18 protein-coding genes are annotated in these 16,686 nt (G+C 63.0%); 10 read left to right on the forward strand and 8 right to left on the reverse strand.

Annotated elements, in window-relative coordinates; all coding sequences use genetic code 11:
- The first annotated feature begins 173 nt into the window (after window positions 1-173).
- From zwf to J2W40_RS01665, 5 genes are all read left to right on the forward strand, one after another.
- A complete protein-coding gene (gene zwf, locus J2W40_RS01645; RefSeq protein WP_310221510.1) occupies window positions 174-1,637 on the forward strand; it encodes a glucose-6-phosphate dehydrogenase in 1,464 nt (487 codons plus the stop codon).
- The gene (gene edd / locus J2W40_RS01650; protein ID WP_310221512.1) at window positions 1,630-3,456 is read left to right on the forward strand and encodes a phosphogluconate dehydratase; all 1,827 of its coding nucleotides are present in this window, start codon (window positions 1,630-1,632) and stop codon (window positions 3,454-3,456) included. The genes zwf and edd overlap by 8 nt, the downstream gene beginning before the upstream one ends.
- Window positions 3,457-3,584: 128 nt before the next feature.
- Window positions 3,585-4,565 carry a glucokinase gene (glk, locus tag J2W40_RS01655; RefSeq protein ID WP_310221514.1) on the forward strand — a complete coding sequence of 327 codons (981 nt, stop codon included), beginning with the start codon at window positions 3,585-3,587 and terminating at the stop codon, window positions 4,563-4,565.
- Window positions 4,562-5,182 (forward strand): bifunctional 4-hydroxy-2-oxoglutarate aldolase/2-dehydro-3-deoxy-phosphogluconate aldolase, encoded by a 621-nt coding sequence (gene eda, locus J2W40_RS01660; RefSeq protein WP_310221516.1) that lies wholly within the window; start codon window positions 4,562-4,564, stop codon window positions 5,180-5,182. Before glk ends, eda begins: the two co-directional genes overlap by 4 nt.
- A gap of 40 nt (window positions 5,183-5,222) precedes the next feature.
- Entirely contained in the window at window positions 5,223-5,735 is a 513-nt protein-coding gene (locus J2W40_RS01665) for a hypothetical protein (protein ID WP_310221518.1), read from the forward strand.
- A gap of 7 nt (window positions 5,736-5,742) precedes the next feature.
- Here the strand turns inward: J2W40_RS01665 and J2W40_RS01670 are convergent, their stop codons facing one another.
- The 3 genes from J2W40_RS01670 to J2W40_RS01680 are packed head-to-tail and all read right to left on the reverse strand — an operon-like array spanning window position 5,743 to window position 8,169.
- Window positions 5,743-6,318 (reverse strand): gamma carbonic anhydrase family protein, encoded by a 576-nt coding sequence (locus tag J2W40_RS01670; RefSeq protein ID WP_310221520.1) that lies wholly within the window; start codon window positions 6,316-6,318, stop codon window positions 5,743-5,745.
- A 1-nt stretch (window position 6,319) separates the two neighbouring features.
- Window positions 6,320-7,315 (reverse strand): porphobilinogen synthase, encoded by a 996-nt coding sequence (gene hemB / locus J2W40_RS01675; protein WP_310221522.1) that lies wholly within the window; start codon window positions 7,313-7,315, stop codon window positions 6,320-6,322.
- Window positions 7,316-7,371: 56 nt separating this feature from the next.
- Window positions 7,372-8,169, reverse strand: a complete 798-nt coding sequence (locus J2W40_RS01680) for a methyltransferase domain-containing protein (protein WP_310221524.1) — start codon at window positions 8,167-8,169, stop codon at window positions 7,372-7,374.
- Window positions 8,170-8,231: 62 nt separating this feature from the next.
- On the opposite strand from J2W40_RS01680, the gene J2W40_RS01685 reads away from it, so the two are divergent.
- From J2W40_RS01685 to bfr, 3 genes are all read left to right on the forward strand, one after another.
- Window positions 8,232-9,455: a DUF418 domain-containing protein gene (locus tag J2W40_RS01685; RefSeq protein WP_310221526.1), complete on the forward strand. Its 1,224-nt coding sequence runs from the start codon at window positions 8,232-8,234 to the stop codon at window positions 9,453-9,455.
- A gap of 100 nt (window positions 9,456-9,555) precedes the next feature.
- Window positions 9,556-9,726 carry a (2Fe-2S)-binding protein gene (locus J2W40_RS01690; RefSeq protein WP_310221528.1) on the forward strand — a complete coding sequence of 57 codons (171 nt, stop codon included), beginning with the start codon at window positions 9,556-9,558 and terminating at the stop codon, window positions 9,724-9,726.
- 147 nt (window positions 9,727-9,873) lie between these two features.
- Window positions 9,874-10,353 (forward strand): bacterioferritin, encoded by a 480-nt coding sequence (gene bfr / locus J2W40_RS01695; protein ID WP_310221530.1) that lies wholly within the window; start codon window positions 9,874-9,876, stop codon window positions 10,351-10,353.
- Window positions 10,354-10,388: 35 nt separating this feature from the next.
- On the opposite strand, the gene J2W40_RS01700 is transcribed toward bfr, so the two are convergent.
- On the reverse strand, window positions 10,389-10,790 hold the full coding sequence (locus J2W40_RS01700; protein ID WP_310221532.1) for a (deoxy)nucleoside triphosphate pyrophosphohydrolase: 402 nt from the start codon (window positions 10,788-10,790) through the stop codon (window positions 10,389-10,391).
- 87 nt (window positions 10,791-10,877) lie between these two features.
- On the opposite strand from J2W40_RS01700, the gene J2W40_RS01705 reads away from it, so the two are divergent.
- Both J2W40_RS01705 and J2W40_RS01710 read left to right on the forward strand, forming a co-directional pair.
- Entirely contained in the window at window positions 10,878-11,063 is a 186-nt protein-coding gene (locus J2W40_RS01705) for a Flp family type IVb pilin (RefSeq protein WP_310221534.1), read from the forward strand.
- Between the two features lie 136 nt (window positions 11,064-11,199).
- Window positions 11,200-11,358 carry a Flp family type IVb pilin gene (locus tag J2W40_RS01710; RefSeq protein ID WP_310221536.1) on the forward strand — a complete coding sequence of 53 codons (159 nt, stop codon included), beginning with the start codon at window positions 11,200-11,202 and terminating at the stop codon, window positions 11,356-11,358.
- A gap of 70 nt (window positions 11,359-11,428) precedes the next feature.
- Here the strand turns inward: J2W40_RS01710 and J2W40_RS01715 are convergent, their stop codons facing one another.
- The 4 genes from J2W40_RS01715 to J2W40_RS01730 all read right to left on the reverse strand — a co-directional run bounded on the left by J2W40_RS01715 (window position 11,429) and on the right by J2W40_RS01730 (window position 16,685).
- Window positions 11,429-12,904, reverse strand: coding sequence for a M48 family metalloprotease (locus J2W40_RS01715; protein ID WP_310221538.1), 1,476 nt, complete (start codon window positions 12,902-12,904; stop codon window positions 11,429-11,431).
- 76 nt (window positions 12,905-12,980) lie between these two features.
- The gene (locus J2W40_RS01720) at window positions 12,981-13,925 is read right to left on the reverse strand and encodes an acetyl-CoA carboxylase carboxyltransferase subunit alpha (RefSeq protein WP_310221540.1); all 945 of its coding nucleotides are present in this window, start codon (window positions 13,923-13,925) and stop codon (window positions 12,981-12,983) included.
- Window positions 13,926-13,935: 10 nt separating this feature from the next.
- A complete protein-coding gene (locus tag J2W40_RS01725; protein WP_310221542.1) occupies window positions 13,936-14,853 on the reverse strand; it encodes a tyrosine recombinase in 918 nt (305 codons plus the stop codon).
- 2 nt (window positions 14,854-14,855) lie between these two features.
- The gene (locus J2W40_RS01730; protein WP_310221544.1) at window positions 14,856-16,685 is read right to left on the reverse strand and encodes a hypothetical protein; all 1,830 of its coding nucleotides are present in this window, start codon (window positions 16,683-16,685) and stop codon (window positions 14,856-14,858) included.
- Between the last annotated feature and the right edge of the window lies 1 nt (window position 16,686).

Genomic DNA, 16,686 nt, shown 5'->3' on the forward strand with positions numbered 1-16,686 from the left:
GGGCGTCCAGCCGAAAATGGCTTTGGCTGTCGCCAACAGCAATTGGCGACGGTTTTCGGCATCTGTTGCGATGCGGGCCAAGGGGCGATAGCCTGACTTGCGCTATGATCCGCCCGCGTTATAAGAGCCGCTTCGTGCAGACATAGATAATTTCAACGGAGAAGGACCATCCTTTGACCGAATCGTCTGCCACGTTCCTGTTATTTGGCGCCACCGGTGATCTGGCGCGCCGCATGATCTTCCCCTCGCTTTACAATCTGTTGGCGGATGGCCTGCTGCCCGACGATTTCCTGATCGTCGCGTCGGCGCGGTCACCGATGAGCGACGAAGATTTTCGCGGTGATGTCGATGCCGCATTGCGCCAATTCCTGGCGTCGGATCGCTATGATGCCGAAACTGCGGCGGCGTTCGGCCAGATGATCGTCTATCAACCGGTCGAAGCGGGGAAGGCGGAGCAGTTCCTCGCGCTGGCCGAGCGCATCGACGGACGGTTGGAGCGCGGCCTGTCGGTCTATCTTTCCACCCCCCCGTCCCTGTTCGCGCCCACCGCGCAAGGGCTGGCCGAAGCGGGACTCATCACGCCGCTGACGCGGATCGCGATGGAAAAGCCGATCGGCAAGGATCTGGCCTCCTCCAAGGAGGTCAATGACGGCATCGGCGCGATGTTCGCCGAAGAACAGATTTTCCGCGTCGATCATTATCTGGGCAAGGAAACGGTGCAGAACCTGCTGGCGCTGCGCTTTGGCAATGTCATGTTCGAGCCGCTTTGGAATGCCACCGCGATCGACCATGTCCAGATTACGGTGGGTGAAACCGTGGGGCTGGAAGGGCGCGTATCCTATTATGACGGTGTCGGCGCGCTGCGCGACATGGTGCAGAATCACATGCTGCAAATCCTGTCGATCATCGCGATGGAGCCGCCCGCCCGCATGGACCCGACCGCCGTGCGCGACGAGAAGGTGAAGGCGCTGCGGTCTTTGCGGCCCATGACGGCGGAAACGGTCAAGACGCATAGCGTGCGCGGCCAATATACGCCGGGCGCGGTCGGCGGCCAGATCGTGACCGGCTATGCCGACGAACTGGGAAAGCCTTCGGATACCGAAACTTTCGTGGCATTGAAGGCGCATATCGACAATTGGCGCTGGCAGGGCGTGCCCTTCTACCTGCGCACGGGCAAGCGAATGCCAGCGCGCCAGTCGGAGATCATGATCCAGTTCAAGCCGGTGCGTCATTCCATCTTTGGGCGGGATGGCCATGGTTCCGGGCTGGAGCCCAATACGTTGGTCATCCGTTTGCAGCCGGAGGAATATATCCGCCTGCTCATCATGTCGAAGCGGCCGGGGCTGGAGCGGCAGGTGTTGCTGGACGAAGTGACGCTGGACGTATCACTGACCGCCGCCTTTGCCGGGCAACGTCGCCGGATCGCCTATGAACGGCTGATCCTCGACCTGTTGGCGGGCGACCAGACGCTATTTGTGCGTCGGGACGAGGTGGAAGCGCAATGGGCATGGATCGATTCGATCATCGACGGGTGGAAGGAGGCCAATATGAAGCCCGCCGCCTATTCATCGGGGAACTGGGGGCCGTCATCGGCCATTGCCCTTATCGAACGTGACGGAGCAAGCTGGCATGAGTGAACTGCACCCCGTAATCGCCAAGGTGACCGAGCGCATCGTTGCGCGCAGTGCCAAGCGGCGGCGCGCCTATCTCGATCTGATCGAGCGCGGCCGCGAAGCGGGCACCAATCGCGACCAACTGTCCTGCGGCAATCTGGCGCATGGCTTTGCCGCGAGCGGCGAGGACAAACCGGCGATCCGCACCGGCCAGGCGATGAATATCGGCATCGTCACCGCCTATAACGACATGCTGTCGGCGCATCAGCCCTATGGCCGCTACCCCGAACAGATCAAGATCGCCGCGCGCGAAGTGGGGGCCACGGCGCAGGTTGCGGGCGGCGTGCCCGCCATGTGCGACGGCGTGACACAGGGCCAGTCGGGCATGGAATTGTCGCTGTTCAGCCGCGACACCATCGCGCTGTCGACCGCTGTGGCGCTTAGCCATGCGATGTTCGAGGGCGTCGCGCTGCTCGGCATTTGCGACAAGATCGTGCCGGGACTGTTGATGGGGGCGCTGCGCTTTGGCCATCTGCCGACCATCCTGATCCCCGCCGGGCCGATGCCATCCGGCCTCGCCAACAAGGAAAAGGTCCGCATCCGGCAGCTTTATGCCGAAGGGAAGGTCGGGCGCGACGAATTGCTGGAGTCCGAAAGCGCCAGCTATCATGGCGCTGGCACCTGCACTTTCTATGGCACGGCTAACTCCAACCAGATGATGATGGAAGTGATGGGCCTGCACATGCCCTGCGCGTCCTTCGTCAATCCGGGCACGAAGCTGCGCAGCGAGCTGACCCGTGCGGCGACGCATCGGCTGACCAGCATTGGATGGGACGGCGACGATTATCGTCCGCTCGGCCATTGCGTCGATGAAAAGGCGATCGTCAACGCGATCATCGGGTTGATGGCCACGGGTGGCTCGACCAATCATGCGATCCATTTGCCCGCGATCGCGCGGGCCGCGGGGATCAGCATCGACTGGACCGATTTTGCGGAAATCTCCGACGTCGTGCCGCTGCTGGCGCGGGTCTATCCCAATGGATCGGGCGATGTGAACCATTTTCATGCGGCAGGCGGCATGAGTTTCATCATTCGCGAACTGCTCGACAATGGCCTGCTTCACCGGGACATCCTGACCGTCGCGCGCGGCGACCTGACCGACTATGGCAAAGAGCCGGTGCTGGAGGATGAAGCGCTGCAATGGCGCGACGTGCCCGCATCGCGCGACGAAAATATGCTGCGGCCCGTGTCCAATCCGTTCAGCGCGGATGGGGGCATGCGCTTGCTGGCGGGCAATCTCGGCCGCTGCGTGATGAAGGTCAGCGCAGTCGATCCGGCGCTGTGGACGATCGAAGCGCCTGCCGCCGTCTTCCACACGCAGGACGATGTCCTGCGCGCGTTCAAGGCGGGCGAACTGGAGCGGGATGTCGTCGTCGTCGTCCGCTTCCAGGGGCCAAAGGCAAACGGCATGCCTGAACTGCATAAGCTGACGCCTGCGCTGGGCGTGTTGCAGGATCGCGGGTTCAAGGTCGCGCTGGTGACCGACGGGCGCATGTCCGGCGCGTCCGGCAAGGTGCCCGCTGCCATCCATCTGTCGCCCGAAGCGTTGGGCGGCGGCGCGATCGCCAAGCTGCGCGATGGCGACTTGGTGCGGGTGTGCGCGCAGCAGGGCGTGATCGAGGCGCTGGTCGATGCGGCGGAGTGGGACGCGCGCGACATGCCGCCTGCCCCGCCCGCGCCCTATGATACGGGCCGGGAGCTGTTCGCGCTTTTCCGCCATCATAGCGATCTGGCGGAGCAAGGCGCGTCGCCGTTGCTGGCGGCGATGGAAACCGAGCTTTGACCCACTAATCTGCGTCATTCCCGCGAAGGCGGGAACCCATCTCCCAGCGTTGCGGCCAAGGCCATGGCCGGATGTGGACACCGGCCTTCGCGGGGACGACGACTAGAACATAATCGAGGTGCCTGACCATGACCGACATCATCGCTGCCGACATTGGTGGCACCAATGCGCGCTTTGCCCGCGCATCGCTGGACGACCGCGGCGTGCCCACGCTCGGCACGGTGCGCAAATATAAGGTTGCCGACTATCCGAGCCTGCAATCCTGCTGGCAGGCTTTCGTCGATGACGAGACGGCGGCCGATCCCACGCCGCTGCCGGACGCCGCCGCCATCGCTTTTGCCACCGCGATCGGGCGCGATGTCATCAAGCTGACCAACAGCAATTGGGTGATCCGCGCCGACACGCTGGCCGAAGATCTGGGCGTGAGCCATGTGCGGCTGGTCAATGATTTCGAGGCGGTGGCTCATGCAGTGTCCCGCTTGCCCGACGAAAACCTCCCGCTGCTGTTCGGCGAGGATCGTCCGTTTCCGCGCGATGGCGGGGTGACGATCCTTGGCCCCGGCACGGGCCTTGGCGTTGCAATGATCGCCTATGATGAGGGGCATCCCCATGTCATCGCGACCGAAGGCGGGCATCTCGACTTCGCGCCGCTCGATCATATGGAGGAGAAGATTCTCTCCTATCTGCGCGACAAATTCCTGCGCGTATCGACCGAGCGGATCGTGTCGGGGCCCGGCCTCAATTATATCTACAAGGCGATGGCAACGATCGGCCATGACCGCGTCATGCTGATGGAAGACCCCGAATTGTGGCAGAGTGCGCTCGACGGGACCGATCCTTTCGCCCGCGCCGCGCTTGAACGATTTTGCCTATGCTATGGGTCGGTCGCGGGCGATCTGGCGCTGGCGCACGGACCCCATGCCGTCGTGCTGGCGGGTGGGTTGACGCAGCGGATGCGCGACTTCCTGCCGCACAGTGGTTTCCATACCCGTTTCAAGGCCAAGGGCCGGTTCGAAAGCCTGATGGCGAGCGTGCCGATCCGCCTGGCCGTCCATGATGAAATCGGCCTGTTCGGGGCCGCCGCCGCCTTTAGGGAGATGAAGAAATGAGCAAACTGACCGTCGAACAGGTGATGGAACTCGCCCCGGTCATCCCGGTGCTGGTGGTCGACCGGGTGGAAGATGCGCTCACGATTGCGCGTGCGCTGGTCGCGGGCGGGTTGCCTGCGCTGGAAGTGACGCTGCGCACCCCGGCCGCGCTGGATGTCATCCGCGAGATGAGCAAGGTCGAAGGGGCCATCGTCGGCGCTGGCACGGTGCTGAACCCGACCGACCTTGATGCCGCGATGGAAGCGGGCGCGCGCTTCATCGTAAGCCCCGGCCTCACCAAGCCTTTGGGCAAGGCGGCAATCGCGGCGAAGATCCCGTTCCTGCCCGGCACGGCGACGGCGGGCGACATCATGCGCGGGCTGGACATGGGGCTTACCCATTTCAAATTCTTCCCCGCCGAAACCTCCGGCGGCCTGCCCGCGCTCAAGGCCTTGGCCGCGCCGTTGCATATGGCACGTTTCTGCCCAACCGGCGGCATCACAGCCAAATCCGCGCCCGAATGGCTCGCCCAACCCTTCGTCAAATGCGTCGGCGGGAGTTGGGTCGTGCCCAAAGGCCCGGTCGATGCAGCGAAGATCGAAGCCTTGGCGCAGGAAGCGGCAGCGCTTTCCCGCTGACGCCATTGCGCCAGTCCGCCCGCCTGCCTAGATGGGTGCCATGAACCCGCGCCGCTTTCTTGCCACGCTTGCCCTGTTGCTGTCCGGCTGTGCCGGATCGCAGCAGGGCTATCCCTCGCTTGCCAAGCGGGCGGTGGAGGGCGCGCCGATGGCGGAGATCGCACCGCCCCCTGCCCCGATCGCGGCCGATGCGCCGCTGACGGCGGAAATCGCCCGCTATGTGGCGCAGGCGGACAAGGGACGCAGCGCATTTAACGACGCCTTTGTCCGGGCCGATCGGGCGGCAAAAACGGCATCGGGTGCGGCCGTATCGAGCGACGCATGGGTCGCAGCGCAAGTCGCGATCAGCGCGCTTGAGGCGGCGCGGAATGACAGCGTGTCAGCGCTCGCAAGCCTCGACACCCTCTATGTCCAGCGCAGTAACGCTATTGCCGATGGCCGGGAACGGGGTGGCCTGGCCGAAATCGACACCGCCCGCGCTGCAACACTGGCGATGGTCGACAGCCAGAATGACCGGATCGACGCGATGAAGGGCCGCCTCGCGCAGCCCTGATCGGCTTTTAGTCCAGGGCTTCCTTCACAGCGCCCTTATGCGCCTTGGCATAATGGACATAGCGCTCCGCCCCGCCGCGCAACTGGACCAGCGCATCATCCGACAGGTCGCGCATATATTTGGCCGGACGCCCCGCCCATAGCTGGCGATGGGGCAGAGTCTTGCCCGGCGACAGCAAGGCACCCGCCGCCAGCATCCCGTCGCTTTCGACCACGCAGCCATCCATGACGATCGCGCCTAGCCCGACGAAGGAGCGATCCTGCAAGGTGCAGCCATGGACCATTGCCATATGGCCGATCAGCACGTCTTCGCCAATGATCGTCGGCCAGCCTTCGGTCGGGCGGCTGATGCCATCGCCAGGGCTGTCGCAATGGATCACCGTGCCGTCCTGCACATTGCTGCGCGCGCCGATGCGTATCCGGTTCACGTCGGCGCGAATGACGCAATTATACCAGATACTGGCGTCCTCGCCGATCTCGACATCACCGATGATGCGGCATCCCGGCGCGATGAAGGCGCTGGGGTGGATCAGCGGTGCCTTACCGTTGAACGGTATGATCGTGACATCAGGATAGTGGCTCATCTTATGCTCCCAGCAGCCGCGCCGCGTGCAGCGCATGATAGGTCAGCACGCCCGAACAGCCCGCCCGCTTGAACGCCAGCAGCGTTTCGAGGACCAGGGCGTCGCGGTCCCCCGCACCGGCCGCAGCAGCATGTTCGATCATCGCATATTCGCCCGACACCTGGTAAGCGAACACTGGCACTTCGAAGCGCTCTTTGACCCGCCGAACGATATCGAGATAGGGCAGACCGGGCTTGACCATCACACTGTCCGCGCCTTCGGCGAGGTCGAGCGCGACTTCGCGCAAGGCTTCCTCGCTGTTGGCCGGGTCCATCTGATAATTTTTCTTGTCGCCCTTGAGCAGCCCCCGCGACCCCACCGCGTCGCGGAACGGGCCATAAAAGGCGCTCGCATATTTGGCGGCATAGGCCATGATCTGGACATTGGCGTGGCCGCTTTCTTCCAGCGCCGCGCGGATCGCGCCGACCCGGCCATCCATCATGTCGCTGGGCGCGATGATGTCCGCACCCGCCGCCGCCTGGTTGAGCGACTGGCCGATCAGCACATCGACGGTGGCGTCGTTGACGACATAGCCGGTGCCGTCGAGCAGCCCGTCCTGGCCATGGGCGGTATAGGGATCGAGCGCCACGTCGGTCAGGATGCCAATGTCGGGCACCGCATCCTTGATCGCGCGGATGGCGCGGCACATCAGATTATCGGGATTGAGCGCTTCGGCCCCATCGTCGCTGCGCCGGTCGGGCTGGGTGTTGGGGAACAGCGCAAGGCAGGGAATGCCCGCATCGCGCGCGTCGCGGGCGCGGTCGACGATGCCGTCCACAGACCAGCGCGATACGCCGGGCAATGCAGCAATCGGTTCCTCGACCTGCTGCCCCTCCGTCACGAACAGCGGCCAGATGAAATCGCTGGGCGACAGGCGGTTTTCAGCAAACATCGCCCGGCTCCAGGCCGAAGCACGGGTGCGGCGCAGGCGCAGCGCCGGATAAGGGGCATGGGTCATGAGCCGGGTCTAGGCGCGCGGCGACAGCGGATCAAGGGATGCAAACTTCAACCGAGTTATAGGTAAAATCCGCCGTTCCGCGGTTCGACTTTGGAGCGCGTCACCCGGCCCAGTAACAATTCATAGCTGTCGCGACCTCCGCGCGCATCATAGGCGGCCATCACGCGCCGCAACTTGCCCGCATCCAGCGGCGCTCGATTCTCGGCAGGTACGACAGCGCCGATGCCCTTGAGATGCGCCAGCAAAGCCCTTGCCCCGACACCGTCAAGTTCCACCATTTCATCAAAAGCGAAGGCATCGTTAAACCCGGCCAGCATGGCCCGCAGGTCCGCCAAGGAGGGATAATGCGGCACACCGCTCTCCACCGCGCATTGGGCATGCGCTGCCCGCCATTGGGCAAAACTGCCTCGCCCCATGGTCGAGAAGATCAGGCTTCCTCCCGGCCGAAGTATGTCCACCAGACGCGCGATGGCGCGTGGCAGTTCGTCGAACCATTGGAAGGTCAGGCTGGACAGGATGAGGTCGAACCATGGCCCGTCGAAGATCGGCGCTTCGCCGTCCATCGTCAGGAACCGGCCCGCCACCAGCCCGCCAGACGCCGCCTTGGCCAGCATGGCGGGGGATAGGTCGGTGACCACCATTTCCGCACCCGGCCAGCGCGCCTGCACGTCGCGGGTCAGCAGGCCCGTGCCACAGCCAATCTCCAAAATGCGCTCCACGCCATGGGGCGCTTGCCGCTGCGCCAGGTCCGCGATCAGCCTGGCCGCCAACCGTTGCGGTCCGGCATGATCCTCATAACAGGCCGCGGCTGCGCCGAATGCATCGCTTATCCGTTGCTTGCGGGCATCAATCATGGCTAGGCGAATGGCAGAGCCAGCCCCGCTTGACCAGTCACCCCAAGAGGAAATCGCCGCCCATGACCGCCGCTCCCCGCATCCCTGCCCTGGACGTGCTGCGCGGTTGCGCGGTGATGGGCATTTTGTGGATGAACATCACGGCCTTCGCCCTCCCCCAGACCGCCTATTTCAATCCGGCGGCAGCCGGGCCGCTCTCCGCAGGCGATACCGGCTTTTGGGCCGTCAGCCTGATCCTGGTCGACGGCAAAATGCGCGGCCTTTTTGCCCTGCTGTTCGGCGCGTCCATGCTCCTGCTGATCGAGCGCGAGGAGGTGGCAGGACGCGACGGCAAGCGGGCGCAGATGAGGCGGGCCGGCTGGCTGTTCATCATCGGAACCGCGCATTTCCTGCTGCTGTGGTGGGGCGATATCCTGCGTGTCTATGCACTCGTCAGCCTCTTCGCGCTGTTGTTCGTCCGGCTCGACCCGCCCAGCCTCGTCAAGCGCGCCTTCCTGTGCTTCCTGCTTCAATTTCTGCTGGTCGCCGCCTTCATCGCGGCGCTTTATTTCTGGGGCCATGCTGCGGCATTGCCTGACGCCAGCGTCGCCACCCGCGCCGATTATGCCCGCTTCATAGCCGCCTTGTCAGACCCGGCCAGCCCGGCAATCCAGAGCGAAATCGCTACCTATCGCAGCAGCTATGGTGCCATCTTCCACCATAAAATCGCTGCCATCCCCGTCGACTGGCTCTGGGGCTTCCTGTTCACAGGCTTTGAGACGCTGGGCTTCATGCTGCTGGGCATGGCGATGCTCAAGGGCGGTTTTCTCACAGGACAGTGGGACATGGCGCAATATCGCAGCACCGCACGCCATTGTTTCTTGATCGGTCTGCCCCCCATGGCTGGTCTGGCATTCTGGGTCTGGTGGAGTGGGTTTGCGGCCCTTCCCACCTATGGCACCGCGTTGGCCTGGTCCCTGCCATTCCGCATTCCGTTAACCGTCGGTTGGGCTGCGCTGATTTTATGGCTGCTTGCCCGCCATGGCAGCGAGGCTGTTGTTACCCGAATCGCCGCGGTCGGCCGCCTGACACTCAGTAATTATCTCGCCACCAGCGTGATAATGACCGCCATTTTCTACGGCTGGGGCCTGGGCCTCTTTGCGCATATGGCGCCGCTGATGCTGCTGCCCTTTGTGCTGGCGGGTTGGTTTGTCATGCTTTTGTGGTCGCCTTGGTGGGCGGCGCATTTTGGCCAAGGACCGCTCGAACGGCTTTGGCGCATCCTTGCACGGATCGGTCGAAACTAGCGATATCGCCAGATATGCGATCGCGTCGCAAAAGCTGTCGCTTTACTATTGCGACCTATTATCAGCTACGCTATCATCCGGGCATCAGGAGAGTGCTTCGATGGTCGTCTGTATCTGTAATGCCATTCGTGAGAAAGATCTGAAGGAAGCCGTGCGCGAAGGCGCGGATACGCCGTGCAGTGCCTATGCGCGCTTTGGCCGTCGGCCCAAATGCGGTCAGTGCGTACCGTTCGCCCGCACCATCATTGCAGCAGAGCGGGCTTCAGCCTGATAGCATTGCAAATCATACGCACGAAACAATCGCGACCTTGACGCAATAGCGTCCCAAAAAACCTTGATTTTATTGGGTTTTAAGACTTAACAGCGGCCTGCTCACAGCCTATAGCTCCGGCATTCCCCAACAGCCGGAGTAAACGCCATGAAAGGCGACCCGAAAGTCATTGATTATCTGAACGAGGTGCTCAAAAATGAGCTGACCGCGATCAATCAGTATTTTCTCCATTATCGGATGCTCAATCATTGGGGCATCGAAAAGCTCGCCAAATTCGAATATGCCGAATCGATCGACGAGATGAAGCATGCCGACAAGGTGGCGGAGCGTATCCTCTTCCTCGACGGCCTGCCCAATTTCCAGCTGCTCGGCCGCCTCAAGATCGGCGAGACGGTCGAAGAGATCCTCAAGTCGGATCTGGAACTGGAATATGAGGCGCTGCCCGTCCTGCGCGATGCCATCGCCTATTGCGAGACGATCCGTGACTATGTCAGCCGCGACCTGTTCCAATATATCCTCGAAAGCGAGGAAGAGCATGTCGATACGCTAGAAACCCAGTTCGAAATGATAGAACGTATGGGCATCCAAAATTATATCCAGTTGCAGAGCAAAGCCAAGGAAGACTGATCGTGGCGGGCACCGAACAATCGGTGCCCATCGCTTTACAGCAACGCCTCCAATATCCCGATGAGCGGCAGGTCCGCTGGCGGCATGGAAAGCGCATACATTTGCGCGGGGCGCACCCATTTGAGCGCCGTGGCATGGTGGGGGTGCGGCACCCCTTCCCATTTACGACAGACATAGAGCAGCAGCAGCAAATGCCGGTCGCCCAGCGGTTCGCTGGCGAAGGTCGCAGGCGCCAGGCAACTGGCATGGGTATGGATACCCAGTTCCTCTTCCAATTCGCGGATCAAGGCTGATTCGGGGGTTTCGCCTGCCTCGACCTTCCCACCCGGAAATTCCCATAGATCCGCCATCGCCTTCCCCGGCGGTCGTTGCTGCAGCAAAACGCGGCCGTCGGCGTCGATCAGCGCAACAGCCACAACGAATAAAGGGGAAATCATAGTCAAATCGGTCCAGCAAAAGGGCTTTGTTAACCGTGCTGCCTTTACATGTCTGTCCGGGACTGTCTGTAGCGAAGTGGGGGCCATATGCGCGGGCTGAGTAAAATGATCAAATGCCTGAGCGTGCTACACTGCGAGCGCGGGGCCACGGCAGTCGAATATGGGCTCATTATTGCGCTCATCGTTCTGGCCATGATTACGGCTCTTACCAATGTCGCCAACAAGACGACCAATATGTGGAACAATGTATCCACTGAAGTAACGTCGATTTAACCATCCCCCTTTGACAGTTTTTTCCAACATTAAACATTCATCAACCCATATTCTCTAGAGAAAATCTTGCTGACCACGAACTTCCAAGGCGGGGCGGCCGGGTAGTTAGACATTGTTTCAAACCAGGAGACCTAAAATGCAGTTCATCCGTAAGATGTTGAAGAACGAAAAGGGTGCCACCGCGATCGAGTATGGCCTGATCGCCGCTCTTATCGCCGTCGCCGCGATCACTGCCATGACCTCGCTCGGCAGCAATCTGACCAACACCTTCAACAACGTTTCCAACGAACTCTAATAGCTGGAAACGTTGAAAAAAGGGGCGGCGGGCGAAAGTCCACCGCCCCTTTTCTTTGCTCTGCGCGCAGTCAAATTACGATCTTCACCTTTTGCCCGGCGCGCAACGACGCATTTGCTGTCAACGCATTGATCGTCAGAAACCGTTCCAGCTTATAATCGGGATAGGCCATCCGCTGGCTCAGCGACTGGACGGTGTCGCCGGATTTGACAGTCACAATATCAACCCGACGCGGCTTGATTGCGGCCGACTCCTGAGCGGATAGCCGTTGCATGGACTGGACCATCGCGTTGAACGGTCCCACCCCCTGACCGGCGGGCGTCAGCAGCAGGAAATGATAGGCTTTGCCGTCCCCAAAATCATAGGCGAAAACCGTAGCATCGACTTGTGTCGACTGACTGGTGGCCCGCACGGTGCGCCAGGCCGCGGGAAGGCCATTGACGGTTGTACGGCTGACGGTTCCTGCTGGAACGCCGCCCTGCCCGCCGCCCAACTGAGCAAAAACGCTGTCAACATAGCGTGCCAGATCGCCGGAATAGGGCGCAGCACCAAATTGGGCCTGTCCACCAGACCCCGTGATCGACACCGCATCCGTGCCATTCTCCATCCCGAATCCATTGGGTGCGGTGAAACTCAAACGCAGATCGGGATGGCGGAAGCGGGCACCTTCGATTACGCCTTGCTTGGGATCATCCCCGTACAGAACACCGTCAAGCGCACTGAGAAAGGCATCGCGGTTGCGCACGGTAGCAGATGATCCGCTTCCTGCGGCCCCCCGTGCCGCGCGATTGACGCGCGAGGCGGGGTCGGGATGGGTGCTGGCCCATTCGGGCATTGACCGGGCGCTGCCTGCCAGCCGTGCGTCGAGGCTGCTCTGCGCAGCAAGGGAGGCCAGCATATCGGACAGGGCACGGGGGTCATAGCCGCCCGATGCGAGATAGCGGATGCCCAGATCATCCGCCTCATATTCCTGGCTGCGCGAGAATTTGAGCGTCAGCAACTGGCTGCCGGTGCCGATGCCCTTCTGGATCAGACTGCCGACACCCGAATCACCCAGAAATGCGCCGGCCAAGGCCCCCAACAGGGCACCGCCGATTGCATTGCGCTGCGCCGTCTTCTGCCGCCGCTGGCCATGCTGGGCGGCGACATGGCCGACTTCATGTCCCAGCACGCCCGCCAGTTCCGCCTCGTCATTCATCAGCGCCATCAACTGGCGCGTGACATAGACATAGCCCCCCGGAATCGCGAAGGCATTATTGACTGGCGAATTCAACAAGGTGACGGTGAAATCGCTCTGCGCGTTGGATAGCCCAGACTGCACCGCGATCCGCCGTCCGACACTCTCCACATATTTGGCCTGCGGGCCGCTATAAGTGCCGCCAAATTCCTTGAGCAGTTCCGGATGCTGCTTCGCGCCGGTTGCCTTATCCTGCGCACTAATCGAGCTGACAGTGCGGATCGCCCGCTGCTGTCCAATCACGGCAGGGGCACTTGCGGCCACGACCAAGGCCGTTGCCGAGCAGGCCAACATCATCTTCCGGTTCATCACTTTATCCCATCCCATTCCCATTACTGACACGTAACGAGAAAGAGGAGCGCGCTGTTCCAAAAAAGACGTGGGTTCAAGCGCCTATAGCAAGAAATTTATCAGCCCGGTCGGTGCGCAGCGCGTCGGCATCCATGGTCGATAACGAATCCAGTTCCGCCTCGATCGCCGTTCCCAGATTGGCGATCGCCTGCACCGGGTCGCGATGCGCGCCGCCCATCGGTTCCGGCACGATCCGGTCGATGACACCCAGCGCCTTGAGATGCTGGGCCGTGACCTGCATTGCGGTGGCCGCTTCGCTGGCCTTAGCGGCGGTGCGCCACAGGATCGAGGCGCAGCCTTCGGGCGAAATCACCGAATAGACCGCATGTTCGAACATCAGCACCCGATTCGCGGCTGCCAGCGCGATCGCGCCACCCGATCCGCCTTCGCCGACCACGGCCGCGACCATCGGCACGCCCAATTTGAGGCAGGCTTCGGTCGAGCGGGCAATCGCCTCGGCCTGACCACGCTCTTCGGCCTGTACGCCCGGAAAGGCGCCGGACGTATCAACCAGCGTGACGACGGGCAGGCCAAAGCGGTCGGCCAGTTCCATCAGGCGGATCGCCTTGCGATAGCCTTCGGGCTTGGCCATGCCAAAATTATGCCGGACGCGGCTGGCGGTATCATCGCCCTTTTCATGACCGATGACCATCAGACGCCGATCGCCCAGTGTGGCGAAACCGCCGACGATCGCCTGATCGTCAGAGAAAGCGCGGTCCCCCGCCAGCGGCATGAAATTGTCGAATAGCCCGGCGACATAATCCTTGAAATGCGGCCGTTCGGCGTGGCGGGCGACCTGCGTCTTCTGCCACGGCGTCAGCCGGGCGTAGGTGTCGCCCAGCATCTTGGCCGCGCGCTGCTCCAGCGTCGCGATTTCGCCGCCAATGTCGATGTCGCCCGCGCTCGCCGTGGCGCGCAATTCGACGATGCGCGCCTCCAGTTCGGCGATGGGCTTTTCAAATTCCAGAAAGCTGACCATGGCGCTGGCGTTAGGGCGACGGCGCGTCCTCGTCAACGCAGCGTTGCGCCATCGTCGCCAGCGGATGGCGGCTGTTGACCAATTCGATCAAGCGACGGCTGTCGACATGGGTGTAGATTTGCGTCGTGCCGATGTCGGCATGGCCCAGCATCGACTGGAGCGCGCGCAAATCCGCCCCGCCCTCCAGCAAATGGGTAGCAAAGGCATGGCGCAGCACATGGGGGCTGACCCGTTCAGGCGCGATGCCCGCAGCGGCCGCCAATGCCTTGACCAGTTGATAGAGGCGGATTCGGCTGAGATAGGATTTGCCGGAGGGAAAGAGCCAGGGGCTATCGAGCGGCACATGGGTAAGCCAAGTCGCGACGGCAGCGCGCGCGCGATCGGAAATGGGCACCAGCCGCTCCCGCCCGCCCTTGCCCTTGAGGATCAGGAAGGGCCGATCCGACGCCAGCGCGCGGCGCGGCAACGACACCAGTTCGGTCGCGCGCAGGCCCGACCCGTAGAGCAGTTCGATCAGGGCTGACAGCCGCCGGTCATGCGGCGCAGGATGCGCCACCGCCAACCGCTCGTCGATCAGGGCGAAGAGCGAATCGACTTCGGCGGTAGACAATATCTTGGGCAGGGATCGCTGCGTTACTGGACGGGGAAGCGCGGCGGCGGGATTGTCGGTGCGCAGCCCTTCCTCTTCGAGGAAAGCGTAGAAGGCGCGCAGGGCCGAGGATTTGCGTGCGACCGACGAGGCGGCGAGTGCCGCCCATGCCCCGGCGAGATCGCCCAGCCGCTCCTTGCTGGCCGCCACCAGCCCGCCGACGATGGTTGCCGCCCCGTTCAGGTCCGCGCGATAGGCCAGTAGCGTGTTGCGCGACGCACCACGTTCCGCCGCCATCATTTCCAGAAAGCGGTCGATCAGGGCGTCATCGTCCGCCATCGTCAGGTCCGGCTGATCGCCTCCGCAGCGATCATCCGCGCTTCGGGGTCCAGCCCGACACGATGAAGCGCGGCGACGACATGATAGAGATGCGCTGGTGGCAGGCGACGCCAATCACGCCCCTGCATACCGACGGCCGCGAGCAGGGCCACGGTCGCCTTCTCGCCGCGCTGCGCCGCTGCGCCGATCGCGCGCGCCCAACGGCTATTGGCGGCCAGCGTCACGCCATTGTCCTGCGCCAGCGACGTGGCATCGTCGGCTGACAGGCGCGCGAGGCCCGCGAGCGCCGCGATCAGCATCCGGCCCTTTTCTTGTCCCGCCTCGCCAATATAGGTCGATATGCGGCCGTTGTTTATATCCACCACGGGGCTAGGCGCACCAACCGCGAGCAGTCCCCAGAATTGGGCCGCGCCGTCGCCGTTCATTTGGCCCAGCGCCCGCGCCCATCGCGCGGCATTACGATCATAGCCTGCCGTCAACATCGACGCGACCAGATTGGCCGCATCGCGCGCATCGGCCTGCGCCACCGGCAGCGCTGCGGCCGCCCGTGCTGTCGTGATCAGGCCGACATAGTCGGGCGCATCATTGTCACGCCACAGCCGCTGCATGGCACCAATGCGATTGCCCACAGTCGCGCCGGCATGGGCGGACCGTAATGCTTCAATCCGGTCAGCCATATCGGCAGGCACGTCGCCATCGGTCGCCATCTGGCCATAAAAGCCGACGAGTGCCGCGCTGGACAATACGCCAAGGCGTGACGCGATTTCCACGCCGGGTCGCCGCCGCACCGCGCTCAGGGCCGGCGCGCGTGCTTCCCAGGCGCGGACGTGCGGCCCGACGGTGCCATAAAGCGCATCGGGGATTTCGACATTGAGAGCCGTTGCGAGGCCAAAGCGCCAGGCGGTCAATTGACTGACCGTGTCCCATTCGATCTTCACCGACCGGCGCGCGTTAAAGCCCGTTCCGACGACTTTTTCCGCCAGTCGGTAATCAATCCCCCGCACCGTGCCGCGGCGCTGCGCCTGATTGAGCGCGCCACTTGCCGTCCCCTGGTCCCCGGACAAAGCGGCGCACATCGCGCGTGTCATGTCCCAGCCGGGTTCCTTGCTGACCCGCAGCGCCCCTTCTGACAGGGGGCACAGCCCAGCGGGGTCAGCACTGCCAAGATAGGCTTGCATCGCGACGGCATATAAACGGGGGGTATAGCGATCGGGATCAACGCTTTGCACCATGGTCCGGGCGCTATCCGCCTCGCCCATGCGCAGCAGCAGCCAGGCGCGCTCGGCCACCCAGTCGGCTCCGTCGATATCGCCTGGCGTATCCGTCGCCGACAACAGCGTTCGCCGCAGCAGGATTGACGCCCAACGCGACAGGATCGGCGCGTGCGTTTCCTTCATCAATGCAGCGAGAAATTTGCCCGATTGATTGCCGAACGCATCCGGTTCCAGCCCGCGCGTCTGCGGCGTCAGCGGGCCGATACGGGCGAGTGAGCGCCGAGCAGTGTCCGGCAGGTCATATTTGGCCTTTTCTGCGGCCAGTTCTTCGGGCGTCATCTCTTCTTCGGCCGCGACGTTGGCCGCTTCGGCCAGTAGCGACGGGTCCGGGGGTATGACCGGGGTAAAGCTTGGCAGCGATGGTGCGGCGGGCGTTCCAGGTGCGGGGCGCACCGGGGGCGGCGCAGGCGGGGGCGCTTCAGGCGCGTCGCCAAAGCCTGGCGGCAAAAGCGATTCGGGTGCCTGTTGCGCCACCACCGGCAAAGCCAGCGCCAGAGCGAAACTGCCCAGCGCCCATTTCGCTCTGCTCCTTTTAGACGTGCCCCCCTTGACCGGCATA

It is taken from the genome of Sphingobium xenophagum (assembly GCF_031457465.1).
GTDB classification, from domain to species: Bacteria; Pseudomonadota; Alphaproteobacteria; order Sphingomonadales; family Sphingomonadaceae; genus Sphingobium; species Sphingobium xenophagum_A.

What these genes read in the sequence shown, in the direction of transcription:
- edd (WP_310221512.1), top strand. Translation starts at nt 1,630, where the DNA reads ATGAGTGAACTGCACCCCGTAATCGCCAAGGTGACCGAGCGCATCGTT.
- J2W40_RS01700 (WP_310221532.1), bottom strand. Translation starts at nt 10,790, where the DNA reads ATGATTTCCCCTTTATTCGTTGTGGCTGTTGCGCTGATCGACGCCGAC.
- J2W40_RS01680 (WP_310221524.1), bottom strand. Translation starts at nt 8,169, where the DNA reads ATGATTGATGCCCGCAAGCAACGGATAAGCGATGCATTCGGCGCAGCC.
- J2W40_RS01685 (WP_310221526.1), top strand. Translation starts at nt 8,232, where the DNA reads ATGACCGCCGCTCCCCGCATCCCTGCCCTGGACGTGCTGCGCGGTTGC.
- J2W40_RS01730 (WP_310221544.1), bottom strand. Translation starts at nt 16,685, where the DNA reads ATGCCGGTCAAGGGGGGCACGTCTAAAAGGAGCAGAGCGAAATGGGCG.
- bfr (WP_310221530.1), top strand. Translation starts at nt 9,874, where the DNA reads ATGAAAGGCGACCCGAAAGTCATTGATTATCTGAACGAGGTGCTCAAA.
- J2W40_RS01690 (WP_310221528.1), top strand. Translation starts at nt 9,556, where the DNA reads ATGGTCGTCTGTATCTGTAATGCCATTCGTGAGAAAGATCTGAAGGAA.
- eda (WP_310221516.1), top strand. Translation starts at nt 4,562, where the DNA reads ATGAGCAAACTGACCGTCGAACAGGTGATGGAACTCGCCCCGGTCATC.
- hemB (WP_310221522.1), bottom strand. Translation starts at nt 7,315, where the DNA reads ATGACCCATGCCCCTTATCCGGCGCTGCGCCTGCGCCGCACCCGTGCT.
- J2W40_RS01665 (WP_310221518.1), top strand. Translation starts at nt 5,223, where the DNA reads ATGAACCCGCGCCGCTTTCTTGCCACGCTTGCCCTGTTGCTGTCCGGC.
- J2W40_RS01720 (WP_310221540.1), bottom strand. Translation starts at nt 13,925, where the DNA reads ATGGTCAGCTTTCTGGAATTTGAAAAGCCCATCGCCGAACTGGAGGCG.
- J2W40_RS01710 (WP_310221536.1), top strand. Translation starts at nt 11,200, where the DNA reads ATGCAGTTCATCCGTAAGATGTTGAAGAACGAAAAGGGTGCCACCGCG.
- J2W40_RS01725 (WP_310221542.1), bottom strand. Translation starts at nt 14,853, where the DNA reads ATGGCGGACGATGACGCCCTGATCGACCGCTTTCTGGAAATGATGGCG.
- glk (WP_310221514.1), top strand. Translation starts at nt 3,585, where the DNA reads ATGACCGACATCATCGCTGCCGACATTGGTGGCACCAATGCGCGCTTT.
- J2W40_RS01715 (WP_310221538.1), bottom strand. Translation starts at nt 12,904, where the DNA reads ATGAACCGGAAGATGATGTTGGCCTGCTCGGCAACGGCCTTGGTCGTG.
- J2W40_RS01670 (WP_310221520.1), bottom strand. Translation starts at nt 6,318, where the DNA reads ATGAGCCACTATCCTGATGTCACGATCATACCGTTCAACGGTAAGGCA.
- J2W40_RS01705 (WP_310221534.1), top strand. Translation starts at nt 10,878, where the DNA reads ATGCGCGGGCTGAGTAAAATGATCAAATGCCTGAGCGTGCTACACTGC.